Raw genomic sequence first — 19,667 nt, forward strand, 5'->3', positions numbered from 1 at the left:
TTCAATCAGTTCTGGTTGAACCAGTTTAGCCAGCGAAACGGCCAGGGGCGATGACTCGCTTCCTGCTGATTGAGTTGGGTAATACGATCCTGGATCCGGTTCAGCAGCGCGTCGCCGTTATCCTCTTCGCTGCGCCAGACCACGCCGGTCAGCAGCGGCAGCGCCTCATCGGCGCGATCGATCGCCCAGATATGAAAACGGCCCTGTTCAACGGCGTCGACCACATCCTGACTCAGGCAGAGGTGACGCACATTGCACGCCGGAATAATCACTCCCTGCTGGCCGGTCAGTTCGCGCTCGTTGCAGATAGTGAAGAAGCCTTCGATCTTCTCGTTCAGGCCGCCTACCGGCTGAACGTTGCCGAACTGATCGACCGAACCGGTAACCGCAATCTGCTGATTAATCGGCTGATTAGCCAGCGCGCTGACGAGGGCGCAGAGTTCCGCCAGAGAGGCGCTGTCGCCGTCGACTTCTGAATAGGATTGTTCAAACACCAGCGAGGCCGAGAAGGGCAGCTGCTGATCGAGCTCCAGCTCGGCGATAAGATAGGCCTGCATAATCATCATGCCTTTGGCATGGATGTTGCCGCCCAGTTCAGCTTTGCGTTCGACGTCGGTAAACTCGCCGTCGCCTGGATGCACGACGCAGGTAATGCGCGAAGGTTCGCCCCACGGGCGCGGATGGCCCGGAAACTCCACCACGGAAAGGCCGTTGATTTGACCGATGACTTCGCCTTCGGTTTCAATCAGGATCTGCTTCAGCAGAATTTCGTCGCGCATGCGCTCGGCGAGGAAGGCTTCGCGCCAGGTGCGCACGTCCAGGGCGCTGACCAGCGCCGCCTCGTTAAGCGCATTCTCCTGCGCGAAGGCTTCGCGCATCTGACGCAGCAGCCAGCGCGGGCAGAGCGGCAGCACTTCCTGATCGCCGGTGTAACGCACCGCTTCGCGGATCAGCGGCGGCCAGAAATCGGCCTGCGGAGCGGGCAGTCCCGCCTGCAGCGCGACATCCTGCGCCCAGCGACACCAGGCCAGCATGTCGTCTTCGTCGACGATCTGCATGTTCTCTTCGAATTCAGTATAGATCGCCATCTCGTGCAGTTCAGGATCGCTCTCCTGAAACGCCGCCAGCGCATCGCGGTCGCCGCAGAGCACCAGCTTCAGGCTAAGCGGAAGCGGGGGCACAGAGACCGGCAGAGGATGACGCTCATCGGGCGACTGCCATTCCAGGCGGCCCAGCTGGATAGCGCGTTTCAACCGCAGCCACAGCAGCGGCTGCGCCTGCAGAGTGCGCAGCGACAGCACCAGCGTTCCGCCGTTGGCGCGGTGAATCAGGCCCGGCTCAAGCTGCAGGCGGTCGCGATGCAGACGCACGCAGCCAAACAGCTGATCGTTCTCAATCCACTCCGCGAAATGAACCTGACCGCTGCCGGTAAAGGGATGCGAGGCATCGCCGGGCGGCTGAAGAGTCACGTTATCCGCGATGATATGATAATGTCCGCCGAACAGCTCAGTAGATTCGTCGGCGATACGCTCCATCTGGCGCGCGATAAGCGCCAGGTAGTCCAGGTTCTCCTGACTACACACCAGCAGAAGGGGAAAGCCCTCGCTCTGCTGATCGAGGCAGGCCAGCGCGTTCAGTAAACGCGGCTGCACCGTCGCCAGACTATCGGTCTCTTCTTCGGTAATACGGGAAAAAACGGACGCGTATCCGGTAATATTCGGCTGCAGGTCTTGCCAGGAAAGTTGGGAGCTGGTCAAAATAATCGCATTTGGTTAATTAAAGAAAAGCGGGATTATACAGGAAACCCCTTTGTTAAGCACTGCATGGTTCCGATTAACCCTGAGACATACAACGCCTTTTTCCTTACTGCATCCAGGAAAAAAACTGTTATTCTAAGTTTGTTACGCGGTCACGATGAGATTCCGATGAAATACCAACAACTCGAAAATCTTGAAAGTGGATGGAAATGGAAATACCTGGTGAAGAAGCACCGGGAAGGCGAGCCGATCACGCGTCATATTGAGCTCAGCGCCGCGCAGGCAGCCGTAGATGAACTGCTCGCAATGGAAAACCGTCCGGTCGATGTGGCTGAATGGATCGCGCAACATATTCACCCGGATCTGGATAATCGGCTGAAACAGACAATTCGCGCGCGCCGCAAGCGGCACTTTAATGCAGAGCACCAGCATACGCGCAAAAAGTCGATCGATCTGGAGTATCTGGTGTGGCAACGCCTGGCGGGGCTGGCGCAGCGTCGCGGCTGCACGCTGTCGGAAACCATCGTTCAGCTGATTGAAGACGCTGAACGTAAAGAGAAATATGCCACCCAGATGTCGAGCCTGAAACAGGATCTGCAGGCGATTCTCGGCAAATCAGAAACGAGCAGCGACTAGCCCGGCGCGGTAAAAGCCATAAGAGAGACATAAAAAAACCCCGCTTCGCGGGGTTTTTTCTTACGGAGTAACTTAAGCCTGCGGCTGAGTTACAACGTCTTTGATACCTTTCACGTCGATTTCTACGCGACGGTCCGGAGCCAGGCAGTCGATCAGAGCCTGACGGCCTTTCACGCTGTCACAGGTGTTGCCGGTAACTGGGTTAGATTCGCCCATGCCACGTGCAGAGATCTTGTTAGACGGGATACCTTTAGATACCAGGTAGTCAACCACTGACTGAGCGCGTTTCTCAGACAGTTTCTGGTTGTACTGGTCAGAGCCGATGCGGTCAGTGAAGCCCAGAACGACGACTGAACCGTCTTTCGGATCCATTGAGCTCAGCTGGCTGTACAGCTGATCCAGAGCCTGCTGGCCTTCCGGCTTCAGGGTAGATTTGTTGAAGGTGAACAGCACGTCAGACTTCAGGGTGAAACGCTTGGTTTCAACAACTGGAGCCGGAGCCGGCGCCGGTGCTACAACCGGTGCTACTTCATCCTGACCGAAGCGGTATGAAACGCCTACGCTCAGCATGCCGTTGTCAGGACGTGCGCCAACGGTCTGTGCGTCACCGATGTTGTTAACCCACTGGTAGTCCAGACGAGTTGCCCAGTTCTGAGTCAGAGCGTATTCAACACCCACTGCTGCCAGCGGAGAAACGCCGGTGTCGTGGTCGCTGATGCGGCCGTTGACAACGTTGTTCTGAGTTGCGTCAGCGCGCCATACCATACCACCCAGACGGGTGTAGACATCCAGATCGTCGGTGATCGGATAGCTCAGTTTAGCAGCCAGCTGAACGCCCTGTGCTTTGAATGCGCCGTTGTTCACGGTGCCTTTGTTCGGCATACGGCCAAGCCAGTCGTAACCCAGCTCGAAGCCCAGGTACGGGTTAGCCTGGTAACCGACGAATGCACCAGCTCCAAGCTGAGATTCGTGAGTCGGGCCATTGTTGTTGCCATAACCGTTACCGTAGTAACCAGTATCGTGATACTGAGACCAGCCCAGTTTAGCACCGGTATACCAGGTGTCATCTTTCGGAGCGGCCTGCGCTACGGTAGCGAAGCCAGCCAGTGCCACTGCAATTGCGATAGCTGTCTTTTTCATTTTGCGCCTCGTTATCATCCAAATAGGCAATGAGCAAAAAGGGATGCTCTTGGTTGTAATCCTTCGCCGGGTTAATACGCTCGCTTATGACTCTACCGATTAAAAAAACGGAGATTATTGAGCACCCTGGCGAGGTAAAGTCTACAACGAGATTGGAAAGTTACAAGTATGATGTGAGGGGATGCTGCAAAAAAACAGGGCTTTATACACATATTCTAACATTTCGCCCGGCCTTCATGCCGTCGCGCTTTAAGGCAAAATGCAGCTAAACCATTGTCAAAGCTGGAGGGAAAAGAATCAGTGGTTTAGCCGGAACAAAAAAGGTAAATGGCGCGAGAAAAATCCTATTTTTACTTAATGAAACAAATCCGACTGAATTTTTAGTCCTTTATTTGGTCGCAGCGTGGGTTCGCTCGTCCCATTTGGACGCATAATTAACCCCAGCGCTTTGCCTTCGGCCGCTGCCTGTTCTAATTCGCGGCGCTCTTCCTCATCCAGATCGTAAGGTATCCACGCCAGCACCACGCTGTAATTCCCTGTACGCAAAGCTTTAATCATCGCCTCGACAGAGGTGCATCGCTCAGAATCCGCAACGTGCATACTTTTTTCCAGCGGCAAGCCCGACTGCTGCAGCCAGGCGCGATTGAGCTTGTGCGCAGGCGTCAGCCACAGCTGCCAGCGAGACTCCTGGCTCAGCTGTTGCAGTAACGGCAGCAGCAACATTTGCATCATGCCGGGCTGCTCGCTGTAGCGCAGTTCCGTAATCCAGCCGCTGTGCTGCGACGGTTTAGACGCGGATACGTGACGGTGAGCGAAGCCTGCATTATTAAAGTGTTGGGTGCGCATAAGTTAACCACTCAGCATTGGACTGTATGGATATACAGTAATGACTTCCTGGACAAAGATCAACCTCAAATTTGGAAAACGGCTCGCAAAAAAAGGAGAAGGTCGGGCTGGAATAAAAGAATTAATTGAACCCTTAATTAATTTTTTCTATATCTCTAACGGTTTGATAGTGATGGCTTTTTATTAATTGCACACAAGGAGAGCGTGTCATGAAAAAACAGCACCCTATTGTAGAACAGTCCCGCAATCGTCTGGCCGCGCTAGGCCACATCGAGTCGCGCACTCAGTTTGGCGGCTATGCGCTGGCGGTGGAAAAAGTGGTTTTCGCTCTGGTCAACGACGACGCGCTCTACCTGCGCGCCAGCGAAGCGCTGCGGGAATATGCGGCGCGACAGCCGATGCAGTCGCTGGTGTTTCGCAAGCGCGGCGCCGAGGTGAGCCTTAACTACTATCGCGTCGACGACGCGCTATGGAGCGACACCGATCGTCTGCTGTCGCTCTCCGCCGCTTCGCTGCGCACCGCCCGACAGGAGACGCTGGCCAGGCAGCGGCCGCTGCGGCTAAAAGATCTGCCCAATCTTAGCCTGCGCATGGAGCTGTTGCTGCTCGAGGCGGGCGTGACAACCGTGCGCCATCTGAGGGAGCTGGGATCAAAACGGTGCTGGCTCAGGCTCAGAGCGATCAACCAGCATATCGGCTTTAAAACGTTGCTGGCGCTGGAAGGCGCGATAAAAGGGCGCCATGAAGCCGCCCTGCCGCAAACGGTCAGGGCGGAGCTGAATGAATGGTATCAGGAGACCTTAAAAGGCTTTTAAGGCTGCGCCAGCGTCCGGCGCAGTCGGGCGATCTCTGGCAGCAGGGCAACCAGTAAACCGAGCTGCTGCAGCACCAGCGGAGCGCGCGTCTCTTGATTGGCAGCCATATCGCTGATGCGCTGCGTCAGCGCGCTCTGCATCGTTTCCGCTTCGGCGTCGCTCACCACGTCGGTTTGCAGCACATCTTCGACATAGCAGACCGTATCGTCGAGCAGCGTCAGCAGCGCGCCGTCGTTCAGCTTATCGCGATGCGCGCCCAGCGCAGAGATATAGCTGAGGAAAGAGTGATTAAGGCAGAGCAGCTGGAAAGCGGACTCTTTGTATTTCTGCTGCGTTCGCGACTCGCCGCTCATATTGGAGACCACCGAAGCCAGCTCCGCATCGGCGTTGTGGGCGTCGCGGCGCGCGATACGATAGGCAAGGCGGTTGTCTTTGCCCTGGTGATACTGCTCCATAATCGCATCCAGATAGCGGCAGTTGGCATTCAGGGTGCGCGCCGCCACGGCGGGCAGCTGGCGAAAACGCCAGTCGGGCCAGATAAACGCCACCGCCAGCCAGGCGAGCGCGCATCCCAGCAGCGTGTCCACGATACGCGGCAGCGCCACCTCGAAACCCTCTCCCAGCAAATTGAAGCAGAGCAGCACCAGCAGCGTGATAAATAGCGTCGCCTGCGCATACTGCACCTGACGAAAGGCGAAAAACAGCACGCCGCTGACCACGATCAGCACCAGCTGGCCTTCGGTCGAAGGCACCAGCCAGAGCACCGGCAGGCCGATGGCGATGCCCGCCAGCGTACCGCCGATACGCAGCGCAAGCCTGCGCCGCGTGGCGTTATAGTTCGGCTGGCAGACAAACAGGCTGGTAAGCAGGATCCAGTAGCCGCGATCGAGGCCGGTAATCTGAATAAAGCCGTAGCCGATACAGAGCACCACCGTCATGCGCGCCGCATGGCGGAACAGCGCGGAGGCAGGCGTCATATGGCGGCTCAGCCGCAGGCGAATGTCGCTCCAGCCGCTTAGCCCTTCGCGCGACAATCGGTTATCGTCCGCCAGGTTTTCGCTGGCTAACGACTGCTCAGACTCTATCGATCCCAGCTGCGCGTCGATAGCGCGCAAATTGCGCAGCAGCCAGAACAGCGGGCGCAGATGGGGCGCATCAGGCTCGTTGTGCTGCAGGCGCTCCAGCGCCGTTTGCAGGCGATCGAAGGCGCGCTCGAAGCGCGGATCGTGCTCCCAGCGCTCGCGCAGCAAAATGCACTGAGAGAGCTGACGGCACGCCTGCGCCTGCATATTCAGCAGCCGCTGAAAGCGGAACAGGATCTCGTTATAGCGCCAGTCGTCGCGCAGCAGATGATACTGCAGATGGGAGGAGCTGGCGCGCTCGTGGATATCCTGCGCAACAAAGTAGTAGTGCAGGCTGCGGCGGGTGCTGCGCGATCCGCGATCGCCGCGCAGGCGGCTCTGCAGCGTGCTTTTAGTCAGATTTAGCTGCGCCACCAGCTGGCTGTTGACCATCGCGGTGCGGATCAGCGTGGCGTCGTCCTGCGCCTCGCCGTCGGGATCGAACAGATTCGCCTTGGCTTCAAGGTACTGCGCCAGCTGCGCGTAGCTGGCCGCCAGCTGTTCCTGCACTGGCCGCACCGGGAACATCAAATGGCCAAGCAGCGTCAGCACGTTGTACCAGAGCGCGCCGACCAGCAGCAGTATTGGCTGCATATACCACTGCGAAAAGAGACCGATGCCCAGCATGGTGTAAACCGCGATCAGCAGCGCGCCAAAGGCGATGGTGGCGTAGCGCTGGCCGAGCGCACCCAGCAGGATAAAGCCCCAGGTGGAGAGCGCCAGACCGACCATAAAGGCCAGCGGATGGGGAAACAGCAGCTCTACCGACACCGAGGCGATACAGAAGCAGAGCAAGGTGATCAGCAGATTGCGCAGTCGACCGGTAAGGCGATCGTCGAGATCGGCCAGCGCCGCGGCCACCACGCCGAGCGTCAGCGGGATGGTCCAGTCTATCTGATGCAGCCACCAGGGCACCGCCGCGCAGCCGGTCAGCGCCAGAAAGATGCGCAGCAGATAACGCCAGCTGCTGTTAAAAAGATAGTTGCGCCAGCCCGGCAAGGCTTTGGACATCATAGGGCGGCCTCAGTAGCGCCGACGGGCGCTGGCATCGCGCGCGGCGCGAGCTTCTTCAACCGACACCACGCGGCGGCCGACCGGCCAGAGCGCGATGGCGGCGATTTTAAAGTTGGCGAGGCCCACCGGAATGCCGATGATGCTGATGCACTGTACGATGCCGGTAGAGATATGGGTCAGGCAGAGCCACCAGCCGAAAAAGATCAGCCAGAAAATATTGAGGAAGGTGCCGCCGGTGTTCAGCAGCGCGTTTTTACTCTCCGGGCGCAGCACGTCCACGTGCACCGCCTCGTTGCCGTAAGGCAGCAGAGAGAGTTTGGTGATTTCCCAGCAGGAGCGCGTCAGCGGCAGGGTAAAGATCAGGACGATACTCACCAGCGTGGCGAACAGCCAGCAAAGGGTGGTGATAAACCCGCCGAGGATAAAATTGAGAATGTTCAACACAGTGCGCATGGCGTTTTTTTCCTTTTGCTTTCCGCAAGATGTGCCGCCAAGTTTAGCCTGTTTTAAGGCTGGAGCGCCAAGAGTCTGACAGGTAAACTCCCGATATTCTTTTCCCGGCTTCGACGGTGTGGACATGGAACTCAAAGCGACATCGATGGGCAAACGGCTTGCCCAGCATCCCTATAACCGGGTACGCCTGCTGGCGGCTGGGGTGGAAGTAAGCGGCGACCGGCACGAATACCTGATTCCTTTCAACGAGCTGCTCGATATCAGCTGCAAGCGCGGCATGGTCTGGGGCGAGCTGGAGTTTTTACTCCCTGACGACAAAGTGGTGCGGCTGCACGGCACCGAATGGCAGGAGACGCAGCGCTTCTACCACTATCTGCTGCAGGCCTGGCAGGGGTGGAGCGCCGAGATGAGCGCGATTTGCGCCGGCGTGCTGGACCAACTCAGGCAGGAGATCGCGCGCTTCGGCGAGCAGGATCGCTGGATCAAACGCAGCGAGCTGCAGGCGCTGCGCGCCACCATCGAAAAGCAGTTCGCCGCGCTGCCGCTGCCGCTGGCGCGTCTGGAAGCGTTCAGCGACTGCCGCGAGCCTTACCTGCTTTGCCTGCGCTGGCTGGAGCAGGGCGACGCGACGCTGCGCCAGCGCAACCGCGACTGGACGGCGCGCATGCTCAGCGCGCATCACGACTTCTTCGCCACGGTGGAATCCTCGCCGCTCAACGTGTCCCAGAGCGAAGCGGTGGTGAACGGCGAAGATGCGGTGCTGGTGCTCGCCGGCGCAGGCAGCGGCAAAACTTCGGTGCTGGTGGCGCGGGCGGGCTGGCTGCTGCGGCGCAAGCTGGCCGCGCCCGATCAGATTCTGCTGCTGGCGTTTGGGCGTCAGGCGGCGGAAGAGATGAACGATCGCATTCGGTCGCGGCTGGGCGTCGCCGACATCCAGGCGCGCACCTTTCACGCCCTGGCGCTGCATATTATCCGCGAAGGCAGCAATAAGCAGCCGGTCATCAGCAAGCTGGAGAGCGATACCGCGGCGCGTCACGCGCTGCTGATCGACACCTGGCGTCAGCAGTGCGATGAGAAGAAGGCGCAGGCGAACGGCTGGCGTCAGTGGCTGCGCGACGAGCTGGAGTGGGAGCTGCCTGAAGGGCACTTCTGGCAGGACGATCGGCTGGCGAAACGGCTGGCGTCGCGCCTCGAAAGCTGGCTGGGACTGATGCGCATGCACGGCGGCGCGCAGGCGGCGATGATCGCCGACGCGCCGGAAGAGGTGCGCGAGCTGTTCGGCAAGCGAGTGAAGCTGATGGCGCCGCTGCTGAAAGCCTGGAAAAGCGCGCTGAAAGAGGAGGGCGCGGTCGATTTTTCCGGGCTGATCCATCAGGCCGTGGCAATTCTCGACAAGGGACGCTTTATCAGCCCGTGGAAGCATATCCTGGTAGATGAATTTCAGGATATCTCGCCGCAGCGCGCCGCCCTGCTTGCGGCGCTGCGCCAGCAGAACAAGCGCGCCTCGCTGTTCGCCGTGGGCGACGACTGGCAGGCGATCTACCGTTTCACCGGCGCGCAAATGACGCTGACCACCGCCTTTCATCACTACTTCGGCGACGGCGATCGCTGCGTGCTGGATACCACCTATCGCTTTAACGATCGCATTGGCGATATCGCTAACCGCTTCGTCCAGCAGAACCCGCACCAGCTGCGCAAGCCGCTCAACAGCCTGATTAAAGGGAGCAAAAAAGCCGCAGGCCTGCTGCCGCAGGAGCAGCTGGAGCCGCTGCTGAACAAGCTGAGTGGCTACGTGAAACAGGACGAGCGGGTGCTGCTGCTGGCGCGCTACCACCATCTACGCCCGGATGTGCTGGATAAAGCCAAAACCCGCTGGCCGAAGCTCAACCTCGACTTTATGACCATTCACGCCAGTAAAGGACAGGAGGCGGATTTCGTTATTCTGCTGGGATTGCAGGCGGGCAAAGAGGGTTTTCCCGCCGAGGCGCGCGAATCGGCGATCGAGCAGGGACTGCTGCCGCAGCCGGAGGATTTTCCGGATGCGGAGGAGCGGCGTCTGGCCTATGTGGCGTTAACGCGCGCGCGCCAGCAGGTGTGGATGCTCTACGATCGTGAACAGCCTTCGCGCTTTGTCGAGGCGTTTCGTCAGCTCGGCGTGCCGCTGCTGCGTAAAGCCTGATTAGCTCAGGCGCGCCTGCAAATAGCGCTGATAGTCGGGGATGGCGATCTCCACCGACTCGGCAAACAGCGGCGACTGAATAATAAAGTTGGCCGTGGCGCGGTTGGTTGCAACCGGAATGTTCCAGACGGTGGCGAGGCGCAGCAGCGCCTTTACATCGGGATCGTGCGGCACCGCGTTAAGGGGATCCCAGAAAAAGATCAGCACGTCGATTTTGCCTTCGGCGATCAGCGCGCCCACCTGCTGATCGCCGCCCATCGGGCCGCTCAGCATTGCGTTCACGTTCAGGCCGGTGTGGCGATTAATCAGATTGCCGGTGGTGCCGGTGGCGTAGAGGGTGTGGGGTTCAAGGGTGGGCTGATTCTGTTTTACCCAGTCGAGCAGCGAGGCCTTGCAGTGATCGTGCGCAACCAGCGCGATATGTTTGCTGAGGCCAAGCGTGCGGGTGGTCTGTTCCATAAAGACGTCCTGGTGAAGTCGCGTGCGAAGAAGAGTGGCACGAGTTTACCCTGCGTCTTTCCCGCCTATCAACTTGTCCTTAACAATTTGACCAGCGACATAAACTGCTGACGGGTCGCCTGATCGAAGCGATGAAACCAGCGCTTAATCGCGGGCGACTCTGCTTCGTCTACCCAGACGAATTCGGCCTCGACGGGCGGGCGGTTGGCCGCGCCGTCGCGCACGGCGGCGAAATGAGGCACGGAGGCGATCTGGCCGTTGCGGTTATAGAGGATCATCGCCTTTTCCATATCGCTATCTGCCGAGATCGGCAGGCGATCGCGGCGAATATCGATCTCTTTGCCATGTTCGTCGACCAGCTGAAAATTGAGCGTGCGATCGAAATGATGGCGCTCGCGACGATTTTCCAGCGCGGGCAGACGAATGGTGATGGTTTTGACCTGGGCATTGAAGGTGACGATCATCGGCGCAGACTGATAGCGCAGCGACGCATCTTTGCGCGCGTCGCGCAGCTGTTCGACGCGGAAGAGAAACTGATGCTGCCCGCGCTCCAGCTCAAGACTGTCGGCGCCTTTCAGCAGCGAACCGGAAATTTTGCGCCCGTCCAGCACCAGCAGATCGATTTGCGGATCAAGCTTCAGCGTGATGGCCTGACAGGTTGCCGAGACGAGGAGAACAGTCAACCCCGTCACGGCCAGAGAGAGTTTCATGTAGACTCCAGAATAGGGCGCAAAGTTTTGTGTGTAGCAAATTCTTACATTATGGCAGTAAATTTACATTTGAACATATATTTTTGTGCGCCAGTGCAAAATTACGCTTTCTGGAGAGCGGCGCGCTTAACAGGCGACGCTACATTTAATGCTCTGAAATAAGGAGAGAAAGATGAACGATCAAACTATTCGCGACGTGTTGACGCGCACTCAGCGTATCGCACTGGTAGGCGCCAGCGATCGTCCAGACCGACCGAGCTACGGCGTGATGAAATATCTGCTGGATCAGGGATACGAGGTGATTCCCGTGAGTCCGAAACTGGCCGGTCAGACGCTGCTGGGCCAGACGGCCTACGCAAAACTGGAAGAGGTGCCAGGCAAAATCGATATGGTTGACGTATTTCGCAATTCGGAAGCGGCGTGGGGCGTGGCGCAGGAAGCGATCGCGGCGGGCGCGGATACCCTGTGGCTGCAGCTGGGCGTGATCAACGAGCAGGCTGCCGTGCTGGCGCAGGATGCGGGCCTGACCGTGATTATGGATCGCTGTCCTAAAATAGAGATTCCGCGTCTGGGCGTGACGCGACAGAAACAGTAGCATCACAGGCGGCGTATAAATGCCGCCTGCGATCAGTGGCGCAGGCGCGGGGCCTGCAGCTGCTGGCGAATCGATGCGGCCAGCTCGTCCATCTCCGGCTGCTCCGGATGCTCCGAACTGGTTTCGCCGGAAAGCTGAATCTCAGCGATATAGGTGTGCACCTGATCGCCTTCTTCATCTTCCATCACCACGTGATACCAGGGCGCGCGGCGCAGCGTTTCGGTCGCGCCGACCTCGTCCAGCTTCGGCGTATCCAGCGAATATTCGGGATCGACATCGACTATTACGCCCAGCACGCCGGAAAGGCGATGCCGAACCTGCTGACCAATACCAAATTTAGTGGCAATCATAGTGACCTCCAGAAAAACTGCCTCCTGATCAATATGGCGTCAGAAGGCGCTTTTTCAAGTCACACCACACGACATGCAAAACCTTTAAGATAAAGACCCTCAGGATAGCTGGCGATCACCGGGTGATCGGCCGCCTGACGGAACTGCTCAATAAACTGCGCTTCGCGGCCCGCATCCAGCGCGGCGTCGGCCACGATTTTCTGAAACAGCTCGGTCGCCATCAGGCCTGAGCAGGAGAAGGTCATCAGGATGCCGCCGGGATTGAGCAGCTGCATCGCCAGCATATTGATATCTTTATAGCCGCGACAGGCGCCCGCCAGCTGATTTTTGTTTTCCACGAACTTCGGCGGATCCATGATAATCAGATCGAACTTCTCGCCGGCGTCGCGGTAGCGGCGCAGCAGCTTGAACACGTCGTCGCGCACGAACTGGGCGCGCGACAAATCCAGCTCGTTGAGCTCGACGTTCTGGCGCGCCACGTCGAGCGCCTCCTGCGAGGTATCCACGCTAATTACTTCGCGGCAGCCGCCCATCAGTGCCGATACGGCAAATCCGCCGGTATAGGAGAAGCAGTTCAGCACGCGCGCATCCTGCGCGTAGCGGCGCGTCGCCAGACGGCTGTCGCGCTGGTCGAGGTAGTAGCCGGTTTTATGGCCGCCCTGAATATCGACCAACAGCTTCATGCCGTGCTCGGTTATCGGCAGCAGCGGCGGCGGTAGTTCGCCGGTCACCGGGCCCTGCGTCAGCTCCAGCCCCTCTTTTTTACGCACCGCCACATCGGAACGATCGTAGATGGCGCACTGGGGAAAGCACTGCTGCAGCGCGGAGAGAATGGCGGGACGCTGGTATTCCGCGCCGGCGGAGAGCAGCTGCAGCACCAGGAAGTTGCCGAAGCGATCGATGGTCACGCCGGGCAAGCCGTCAGATTCGCCGGCGATCAGGCGATAGCTGTCCAGCCCGTCTTTCTGCGCCAGCCAGTCGCGCCACTGCCGCGCCTGCTCGAAACGGCGTACGAAGAAGGCGATATCAATTGATTCGTCCTGCTGCCAGCTCCAGACGCGGGCGCGAATTTGCGACTGCGGCGACCAGGCCGCGCGCGCGAGAAATTTGCCGTTATGGTCGCAGACATCAACGGTTTCACCCAGTTGCGCTTTACCTTCAAGGCGCGCGACGGCACCGGAAAACACCCACGGATGGCGGCGGAGCAGGGATTTTTCACGTCCCTTAGCGAGAATCAATCGAACGGTCATAGTTTGCTATGCTTACCTGAAAAAATGAGGCGCCATTGTCCGGCGGATAACGGAAAATTGCAACGCGCAGCGGCAGGAGAGAGTGATGACATCAGCCTGTTATAAAATATGGGTGCACGGCAGAGTGCAGGGCGTGGGGTTCCGCTACAGTACCCAGGCGCAGGCGTCGCAGCTTGGCGTGCTGGGCTACGCGCGAAATCTGGATGACGGCAGCGTCGAGGTGCTGGCCTGGGGCGAGCCGGACAAGGTCGACGCGCTTATCGCCTGGCTCAAGGCGGGCGGACCGCGCAGCGCGCGCGTCGACAAGGTGCTTATGGAGCCGCATCAACCCGCCGAGCCGCCGCGCCGTTTCACCACCGGCTGATCAGAGACACTTCGCCGGTTTTGGCAGGCCGGCGATTTTCGTCGCCTGTTTCGCCGGGCCGTCCGGGAACAGACGGAACAAGTAGCGGCTATTGCCTTTCTCTTCGCCGTACTTTTGCGCCATCGCCTTGACCAGCATCCGTATGGCGGGCGATGTGTTGTACTCCAGGTAGAACGCGCGCACGAAGCGCACGACCTCCCAGTGGGCCTCGCTCATAGCGATGCCTTCTTTATCGGCGATCTGTTCTGCGAGCGCCTCGCTCCAGTCGTCGCGATGTTTCAAATAGCCTTCGCCGTCGACCTCGATGGTTTTACCGTTAAATTCCACGTTTGCTCCTGACTGCGTTATCCGGCGGCATTCTACCAAATTGCGCCGTCAGAAAAAGCAAAACCCCGCCGAAGCGGGGTCAGGGAGGAGCGGGCGCGAGACGCTTTGCTTTTTGCGTCAGGCTTGCATGCCTGGCTGTTAGTCGTTGCGGGCGAAGCCCAGAATGCTCAGCAGGCTGATAAAGATATTGTAGAGCGAAACGTAGAGGCTGACGGTGGCGCGAATATAGTTGGTCTCGCCGCCGTGAATAATATTGCTGGTTTCCCACAGGATCGCGCCGGCGGAAAAGAGAATAAACAGCGCGCTAATCGCCAGGTGCAGCGCAGGCAGCTGCAGGAACAGATTGGCGACGACCGCCACCAGCAGTACCACGAAGCCCGCCATCATCATGCCGCCGAGGAAGGACATATCGCGGCGGGTAGTCAGCACATAGGCCGAGCAGCAGAAGAAGACCAGCGCCGTGCCGCCTAACGCCAGCGCAATCACATCACCCATGCCTGCGGCTAAAAACGAGCTGAGGATCGGACCAAGGCAGTAGCCGAGAAAGCCGGTGAAGGCGAAGGCCGCCAGAATGCCCATCGGGCTGTCAGCCAGCTTATGGGTCAGGAACATCAGGCCGTAGAAACCGACCAGCATTAAAATCAGTCCTGGGCCAGGCAGGCCGAGCACGGTGCTCGCGGTGGCGGTCACGGCGGAAAACGCCAGCGTCAGGCCAAGCAGGAAATAGGTATTGCGCAGCACCTTATGGGTACTGAGCAGCGATGTCCGTGAAGACGAGGTAATAATTCTGTCCATAATGCGCTCCTTTATCAGAACACGAGGTTTGCGCTGAGAATACGCAGCGGGGGCAAAACGGGAAAGGCGTTTTACCCTTCTTTACGCGATAAATCGCTGTTTCTCTGAGCGGAATGGCGATTTAGCCAACGAATAACGCCGTTTTGGCTGTTTTTCAGGCGAATGAATTCGTACAGGCTTTACATCCTTCGGGGGGATGTTTATAGTGCGCCTCATTGCGGAGGGGTGGCCGAGCGGCTTAAGGCAGCGGTCTTGAAAACCGCCGATGGGAAACCATCCGAGAGTTCGAATCTCTCCTCCTCCGCCACTTTCCTGCTCAGGCAGGAACAGGCAATGCGGCAATGTCGTTTTGCCGATGTGAAAAGCATCACCCCGGAGGGATGGCCGAGCGGCTTAAGGCAGCGGTCTTGAAAACCGCCGATGGGAAACCATCCGAGAGTTCGAATCTCTCTTCCTCCGCCACACCAGACAGGCCAGCACAATGTGCTGGCCTGTTGCATTTCTGCCTTTCGATCTCTGCTCTCACTGCGCTTCGCAGGCTGCTTTCGGCCCGCTCTGCTATAGTCCATTCACGTTTTTACAAACATCGGGCGCATTTCGCGGCCAGCTTAGGTTACACTGTGGGCCACTATGCTCTGATCAGAGCTAATCGGTTGATAGCCAGAGTGTTTCTCTACTGAATAAATGGAATAGGCACAATGATCAAGAAACTGAGTCTTTGCGCACTGTCGGTGCTCGCCGCGCTGCCGATCGGCATGGCGGCCCAGGCGGCTGAAGGCGACATGCAGCTACAGCAGGTACTGATGTTTAGCCGCCACAACCTGCGCGCGCCGCTGGCCGATAACGGCAGCGTGCTGGAACAGTCGACGAAGAAAAGCTGGCCGCAGTGGAGCGTGCCGGGCGGACAGCTCACCACCAAAGGCGGCGTGCTGGAAGTCTATATGGGCAACTACACGCGTCAGTGGCTGGCGCAGCAGGGCCTGGTGCAGAACGGCAGCTGTCCTGACAGCAGCAACGTCTTCGTTTATGCCAACAGCCTGCAGCGCACCGTCGCGACGGCTCAGTTCTTCGTTAACGGCGCGTTCCCCGGCTGTGATATCGCCGTCACCCATCAGGACGCCATGGGCACCATGGATCCGGTGTTTAACCCGGTGATCACCGACGACAGCGAAGCCTTTAATAAGAAAGCGCTGGCGGCGATGACGGCGGAAAACGAAAAGCTGGCGCTGAAGCCTGCGCTGCAACAGCTGGATAAGATCGTCGATTACAAATCCGCGCCGGCCTGCAGCAACAAAAAACAGTGCGATTTAAGCAGCGGCGATAACGTCTTCAGCGCCGAGAGCGGCAAAGAGCCGAACGTAAGCGGCCCGCTCAAGGTCGGCAACTCGCTGATGGACGCCTTCACGCTGCAATACTACGAAGGCTTCCCGCTTGAGCAGGTCGCCTGGGGCCAGATCAAAACGCCAGAGCAGTGGAAAACCCTGTCGGCGATCAAAAACGGCTATCAGGACGCGCTTTTCACCAGCCCGGATATCGCACGTGAAGTCGCCGCGCCGCTGGTGGATTATATCCGCAGCCAGCTGGTGGATGAGGACAAAGCCAACGCGCCGAAAATCACCATGATGGTGGGACACGACTCCAATATCGCCTCGCTGCTGAGCGCGCTGCAGGTCAAGCCTTATGAACTGCCGGGCACCTGGGAGAATACCCCTATCGGCGGTCAGCTGGTGTTCGAACGCTGGCACGATGCGAAAAACAACAAAGATCTGCTGAAGCTGGAATATGTCTATCAGACCGCCGATCAGCTGCGCGACGGCGACGTGCTGAGCCTGAAGAATCCGCCGAAGCGCGTGACGCTGCAGCTGGAAGGCTGTCCAACCGACGGCAACGGCTACTGTAGCTGGGATCAGTTCGCTCAGGCGCTGAACGGCGCGCTGCAGGGCACGCCAATGGAGCCGGCCGCCCAGCCGCAGCCGACCGCGGCGGCCGCTGAGGATGCCGCTAAGCCAGCGGAGAATAAACCAGACGCCAGTAAGGCCGCCGCTGATAAAGCTGCTGCCGATAAAGCCGCTGCGGACAAAGCGGCAGCGGAAAAAGCCGCCGCGCAGAAAGCGGCTGAAGCGAAAGCTGCAGAAGAGAAGGCGAAAGCGGCCGAGGAGAAAGCGAAGGCCGAGCGCGCCGCAGCGCAAAAGGCGGCGGCTGAGAAGGCCGCCGCTGATAAAGCGGCGGCAGATAAAGCCGACGCGTCAGCGCAGAAGCCGGTGGAATCCGCGCAGAACAGCGACGCGAAGCAGACCGTTACCCAGTAAACGCTGTACCAGTGAAAAACCCCGCCGCAGCGGGGTTTTTTTATGGGCGAGGCGGATTAGCCTGCAACTACCACCAGTTTCTGGTTGGCGAACTCTTTGATACCCAGGTCCGACAGCTCGCGGCCATAGCCGGAGCGCTTCACGCCGCCGAACGGCAGCTCGGCTGAGGTATCGCTCTGCGAGTTGATAAACACCATACCGGTCTCTATCGCCGAGGCGAGTCGGCGTCCGCGCGCGCTGTCTTGCGTCCAGACCGAGCCGCCCAGGCCGTAGTGAGAGTCGTTCGCCAGCGCAACGGCGGCGTTGTCGTCGCCTACCACGTAAATTTGCGCCACCGGGCCGAAAAACTCCTCGTAGTAGGCCGGATTATCCGGGCGGATATCGGTCAGGATCGTCGGCTGGAAGTAGCAGCCGACGCCCTCAACCGGCTTGCCGCCGATCAGCAGCGTCGCGCCGTTGCGCACCGCCTCGTTGACCTGCTTCGCCAGGCGATCGCGCGCATCTTTAGAAGAGAGCGGCCCCAGCGTGGTCTGCTCGTCGAGCGGATCGCCAAGGCGGGCCGCCTTCAGCGCCGCGCTGAACTTATCGATAAAGGCGCTGGCGATCTTTTCATGCAGAATAAAGCGCTTGGCGGCGGTGCAGACCTGACCGCAGTTGCTGAGCCGCGCCTGCGCGCCCTGACGTACCGCTTCATCGATATCAGCGTCGTCGAGCACCACGAAAACGTCGTTGCCGCCCAGTTCCAGCGTCGATTTCTTCAGGTATTTGCCCGCCTGCTGCGCCACGGCGCTGCCGGCGCGTTCTGAACCGGTCAGGGCGACGCCCTGCACCCGATCGTCGGCAATCAGCTCGGCGACCTGGTCGCTGCTGATAAACAGGTTAGTCCAGGCGCCTTCCGGCGCGCCCGCTTCGATGACCAGCTTTGCAAACACGTCGGCGCAGTGGGGCACGATATTGGCATGTTTCGCCAGCACCGGATTGCCCAGCGCCAGGTTAGGCGCCAGCACGCGCATCAGCTGATAATATGGGAAGTTCCACGGCTCGACGGCGACCAGCACGCCGATGGGATGATACTCCACCCAGGCCTCGCCCAGTTCGCTGGGGTAGGGCTGCGGTTTAAGGATCTCTGCCGCATGGTCGGCATAGTAGCGCGCGATTTGCGCGCAAATTTTCACTTCTCCACGGCTCTGACCAATCAGCTTGCCCATCTCCTTGCTGGCGATGGCGGCCAGCTCGTCAACCCGGCTTTCTATCAAGTCCGCCAGCTTCGCCAGCACCTGCAGACGCGGCTCGATATCCCCTTTGCTCCATGAAGAGTGGAACAGGCGATCGGCAGTTTCCAGCGCCTCGCTTACCGCAGCGGCGTCGTGAGAAGGCCAGCTTTTCAGCAGCTGATTATTGGCGGGGTTAATGCTCTGATAGGAAGACATAGATTCTCCTTGGTCAGTAAAAAAGGTGAGGCGGGATATCCCGCCTCGCAATCAGATATTTTTGCGCTCTACTGGCGTATCGTCCCACGTCAGCACGTCGGCTTCCGTTTTATCAAAGGCGCGAAACAGCACTTCGTCATTGCCCTGCTGACGCCAGATCTCCTCCGCCAGCTTCTCGTCGTAGTTCGCCACTTCGAAAATAGCCTCTGCGATCTCTGGAGAGGTGTGACGCAGCGTGGCCCATTCGCCCACGTGGTGTGCTTTCGCTTGATCGTTAGACATCATTTTCTCCTTAGTGAAACTTACTCTTTGAGTTTTACCGTGAGTCCGGCAACGTGCTCGCCCTGAAAGCGGGCAATATTCAGTTCGGCTTCTGTTGGCTGGCGCGAGCCATCGCCTCCCGCCAGCGTAGTGGCACCGTAAGGCGTGCCGCCGCGCGTCTGCGAGATGTCGAACAGCTCTTTGGTGCCGTAGCCAATCGGCACGATCACCATGCCGTGGTGCGCCAGCGTGGTCCAGACCGACGTAATGGTCAGCTCCTGGCCGCCGCCGGTGCCGGTTGAGGTAAAGACGCTGGCAACCTTGCCAAACAGCGCGCCAGACGCCCACAGGCCGCCGGTGCGGTCCCAGAAGGTGCGCATCTGGCCGGACATATTGCCGAAGCGCGTCGGCGTGCCGATCAGGATAGCGTCGTACTGCGGCAGTATATCCGGCGTGGCTTCCGGGGCCGCCTGGTCAGTTTTTCCGCCCACCTGGGCGAAACGCTCGGCGTCCATGGTTTCCGGCACGCGCCGGATGTCGACTTCGACGCCCGGAACGCGACGCGCGCCTTCCGCCACCGCATTCGCCATGGTTTCGATATGCCCGTACATTGAGTAATAAAGCACAAGTATACGTTTAGTTCGCATTATTCGACCTCTTTGTGGTTTTGGCCTGCTCACGAGTATAGTAGACACAGAGAGGTAGCGAAGAATGGCGATAATAATCCAGTACATAAGGTGGCGTTCAACCGAACAGACATCTGGTGATAGCTTGCGCAGACAGCGTGACATGGTGGCGCGATACCTCGCCAGACATCCTGATGACACTGCACCCTCACAGTTCATCTACCTTGACA

General features: G+C 59.0%; 20 protein-coding genes and 2 tRNA genes. 8 read left to right on the plus strand and 14 right to left on the minus strand.

What is annotated here, in order from left to right:
- Positions 1-5: 5 nt before the first annotated feature.
- Positions 6-1,763: an AAA family ATPase gene (locus AC6I7Z_RS07250; protein ID WP_497815411.1), complete on the minus strand. Its 1,758-nt coding sequence runs from the start codon at positions 1,761-1,763 to the stop codon at positions 6-8.
- Positions 1,764-1,925: 162 nt separating this feature from the next.
- On the opposite strand from AC6I7Z_RS07250, the gene matP reads away from it, so the two are divergent.
- Positions 1,926-2,393 carry a macrodomain Ter protein MatP gene (gene matP / locus AC6I7Z_RS07255; RefSeq protein WP_497815412.1) on the plus strand — a complete coding sequence of 156 codons (468 nt, stop codon included), beginning with the start codon at positions 1,926-1,928 and terminating at the stop codon, positions 2,391-2,393.
- A gap of 72 nt (positions 2,394-2,465) precedes the next feature.
- On the opposite strand, the gene ompA is transcribed toward matP, so the two are convergent.
- Together ompA and sulA are read right to left on the minus strand one after the other, a co-directional pair.
- On the minus strand, positions 2,466-3,533 hold the full coding sequence (gene ompA, locus AC6I7Z_RS07260; RefSeq protein ID WP_497813685.1) for a porin OmpA: 1,068 nt from the start codon (positions 3,531-3,533) through the stop codon (positions 2,466-2,468).
- Between the two features lie 354 nt (positions 3,534-3,887).
- Positions 3,888-4,379 carry an SOS-induced cell division inhibitor SulA gene (sulA, locus tag AC6I7Z_RS07265; protein ID WP_497813686.1) on the minus strand — a complete coding sequence of 164 codons (492 nt, stop codon included), beginning with the start codon at positions 4,377-4,379 and terminating at the stop codon, positions 3,888-3,890.
- Between the two features lie 209 nt (positions 4,380-4,588).
- On the opposite strand from sulA, the gene AC6I7Z_RS07270 reads away from it, so the two are divergent.
- Entirely contained in the window at positions 4,589-5,194 is a 606-nt protein-coding gene (locus AC6I7Z_RS07270) for a TfoX/Sxy family DNA transformation protein (RefSeq protein ID WP_497813687.1), read from the plus strand.
- Here the strand turns inward: AC6I7Z_RS07270 and yccS are convergent.
- The gene (gene yccS / locus AC6I7Z_RS07275) at positions 5,191-7,329 is read right to left on the minus strand and encodes a YccS family putative transporter (RefSeq protein ID WP_497813688.1); all 2,139 of its coding nucleotides are present in this window, start codon (positions 7,327-7,329) and stop codon (positions 5,191-5,193) included. The genes AC6I7Z_RS07270 and yccS overlap by 4 nt on opposite strands.
- 9 nt (positions 7,330-7,338) lie before the next feature.
- A complete protein-coding gene (locus AC6I7Z_RS07280) occupies positions 7,339-7,782 on the minus strand; it encodes a YccF domain-containing protein (protein WP_277268744.1) in 444 nt (147 codons plus the stop codon).
- Positions 7,783-7,906: 124 nt separating this feature from the next.
- Here AC6I7Z_RS07280 and helD point away from each other — a divergent pair, with 124 nt between their 5' ends.
- On the plus strand, positions 7,907-9,961 hold the full coding sequence (helD, locus tag AC6I7Z_RS07285; RefSeq protein WP_497813689.1) for a DNA helicase IV: 2,055 nt from the start codon (positions 7,907-7,909) through the stop codon (positions 9,959-9,961).
- Here helD and mgsA read toward each other — a convergent pair whose 3' ends face one another.
- A complete protein-coding gene (gene mgsA, locus AC6I7Z_RS07290; RefSeq protein WP_497813690.1) occupies positions 9,962-10,420 on the minus strand; it encodes a methylglyoxal synthase in 459 nt (152 codons plus the stop codon).
- 68 nt (positions 10,421-10,488) lie between these two features.
- Positions 10,489-11,130, minus strand: a complete 642-nt coding sequence (locus AC6I7Z_RS07295) for a YccT family protein (RefSeq protein WP_497813691.1) — start codon at positions 11,128-11,130, stop codon at positions 10,489-10,491.
- A gap of 172 nt (positions 11,131-11,302) precedes the next feature.
- Here AC6I7Z_RS07295 and AC6I7Z_RS07300 point away from each other — a divergent pair, with 172 nt between their 5' ends.
- Entirely contained in the window at positions 11,303-11,725 is a 423-nt protein-coding gene (locus AC6I7Z_RS07300) for a CoA-binding protein (RefSeq protein WP_286870009.1), read from the plus strand.
- 32 nt (positions 11,726-11,757) lie between these two features.
- On the opposite strand, the gene hspQ is transcribed toward AC6I7Z_RS07300, so the two are convergent.
- Together hspQ and rlmI are read right to left on the minus strand one after the other, a co-directional pair.
- On the minus strand, positions 11,758-12,075 hold the full coding sequence (gene hspQ / locus AC6I7Z_RS07305; protein ID WP_033751160.1) for a heat shock protein HspQ: 318 nt from the start codon (positions 12,073-12,075) through the stop codon (positions 11,758-11,760).
- Positions 12,076-12,134: 59 nt separating this feature from the next.
- Positions 12,135-13,325: a 23S rRNA (cytosine(1962)-C(5))-methyltransferase RlmI gene (rlmI, locus tag AC6I7Z_RS07310; protein WP_048782997.1), complete on the minus strand. Its 1,191-nt coding sequence runs from the start codon at positions 13,323-13,325 to the stop codon at positions 12,135-12,137.
- Between the two features lie 85 nt (positions 13,326-13,410).
- Here rlmI and yccX point away from each other — a divergent pair, with 85 nt between their 5' ends.
- Positions 13,411-13,689, plus strand: coding sequence for an acylphosphatase (yccX, locus tag AC6I7Z_RS07315; protein WP_497813692.1), 279 nt, complete (start codon positions 13,411-13,413; stop codon positions 13,687-13,689).
- On the opposite strand, the gene tusE is transcribed toward yccX, so the two are convergent.
- Both tusE and yccA read right to left on the minus strand, forming a co-directional pair.
- A complete protein-coding gene (gene tusE, locus AC6I7Z_RS07320; RefSeq protein WP_096072912.1) occupies positions 13,690-14,016 on the minus strand; it encodes a sulfurtransferase TusE in 327 nt (108 codons plus the stop codon).
- Between the two features lie 138 nt (positions 14,017-14,154).
- Complete coding sequence (gene yccA, locus AC6I7Z_RS07325) at positions 14,155-14,811, minus strand: FtsH protease modulator YccA (protein ID WP_033751148.1); 657 nt, start codon at positions 14,809-14,811, stop codon at positions 14,155-14,157.
- Positions 14,812-15,030: 219 nt separating this feature from the next.
- Between yccA and AC6I7Z_RS07330 the strand changes: the two genes are divergently transcribed.
- The 3 genes from AC6I7Z_RS07330 (at position 15,031) to agp (ending at position 17,120) form a co-directional block, all read left to right on the plus strand.
- Positions 15,031-15,118, plus strand: a tRNA-Ser gene (locus AC6I7Z_RS07330).
- Between the two features lie 67 nt (positions 15,119-15,185).
- Positions 15,186-15,273, plus strand: a tRNA-Ser gene (locus tag AC6I7Z_RS07335).
- Between the two features lie 236 nt (positions 15,274-15,509).
- Positions 15,510-17,120, plus strand: coding sequence for a bifunctional glucose-1-phosphatase/inositol phosphatase (gene agp / locus AC6I7Z_RS07340; RefSeq protein WP_497813693.1), 1,611 nt, complete (start codon positions 15,510-15,512; stop codon positions 17,118-17,120).
- 56 nt (positions 17,121-17,176) lie between these two features.
- On the opposite strand, the gene AC6I7Z_RS07345 is transcribed toward agp, so the two are convergent.
- The 3 genes from AC6I7Z_RS07345 to wrbA are packed head-to-tail and all read right to left on the minus strand — an operon-like array spanning position 17,177 to position 19,458.
- The gene (locus AC6I7Z_RS07345) at positions 17,177-18,550 is read right to left on the minus strand and encodes an NAD-dependent succinate-semialdehyde dehydrogenase (RefSeq protein WP_497813694.1); all 1,374 of its coding nucleotides are present in this window, start codon (positions 18,548-18,550) and stop codon (positions 17,177-17,179) included.
- A 51-nt stretch (positions 18,551-18,601) separates the two neighbouring features.
- Positions 18,602-18,832, minus strand: coding sequence for a YccJ family protein (locus AC6I7Z_RS07350; protein WP_033751138.1), 231 nt, complete (start codon positions 18,830-18,832; stop codon positions 18,602-18,604).
- Positions 18,833-18,852: 20 nt separating this feature from the next.
- Entirely contained in the window at positions 18,853-19,458 is a 606-nt protein-coding gene (gene wrbA, locus AC6I7Z_RS07355) for an NAD(P)H:quinone oxidoreductase (RefSeq protein WP_497813695.1), read from the minus strand.
- Positions 19,459-19,667 lie beyond the last annotated feature (209 nt).

Source organism: Pantoea sp. X-Soil-MYKO-1289 (genome assembly GCF_059730625.1).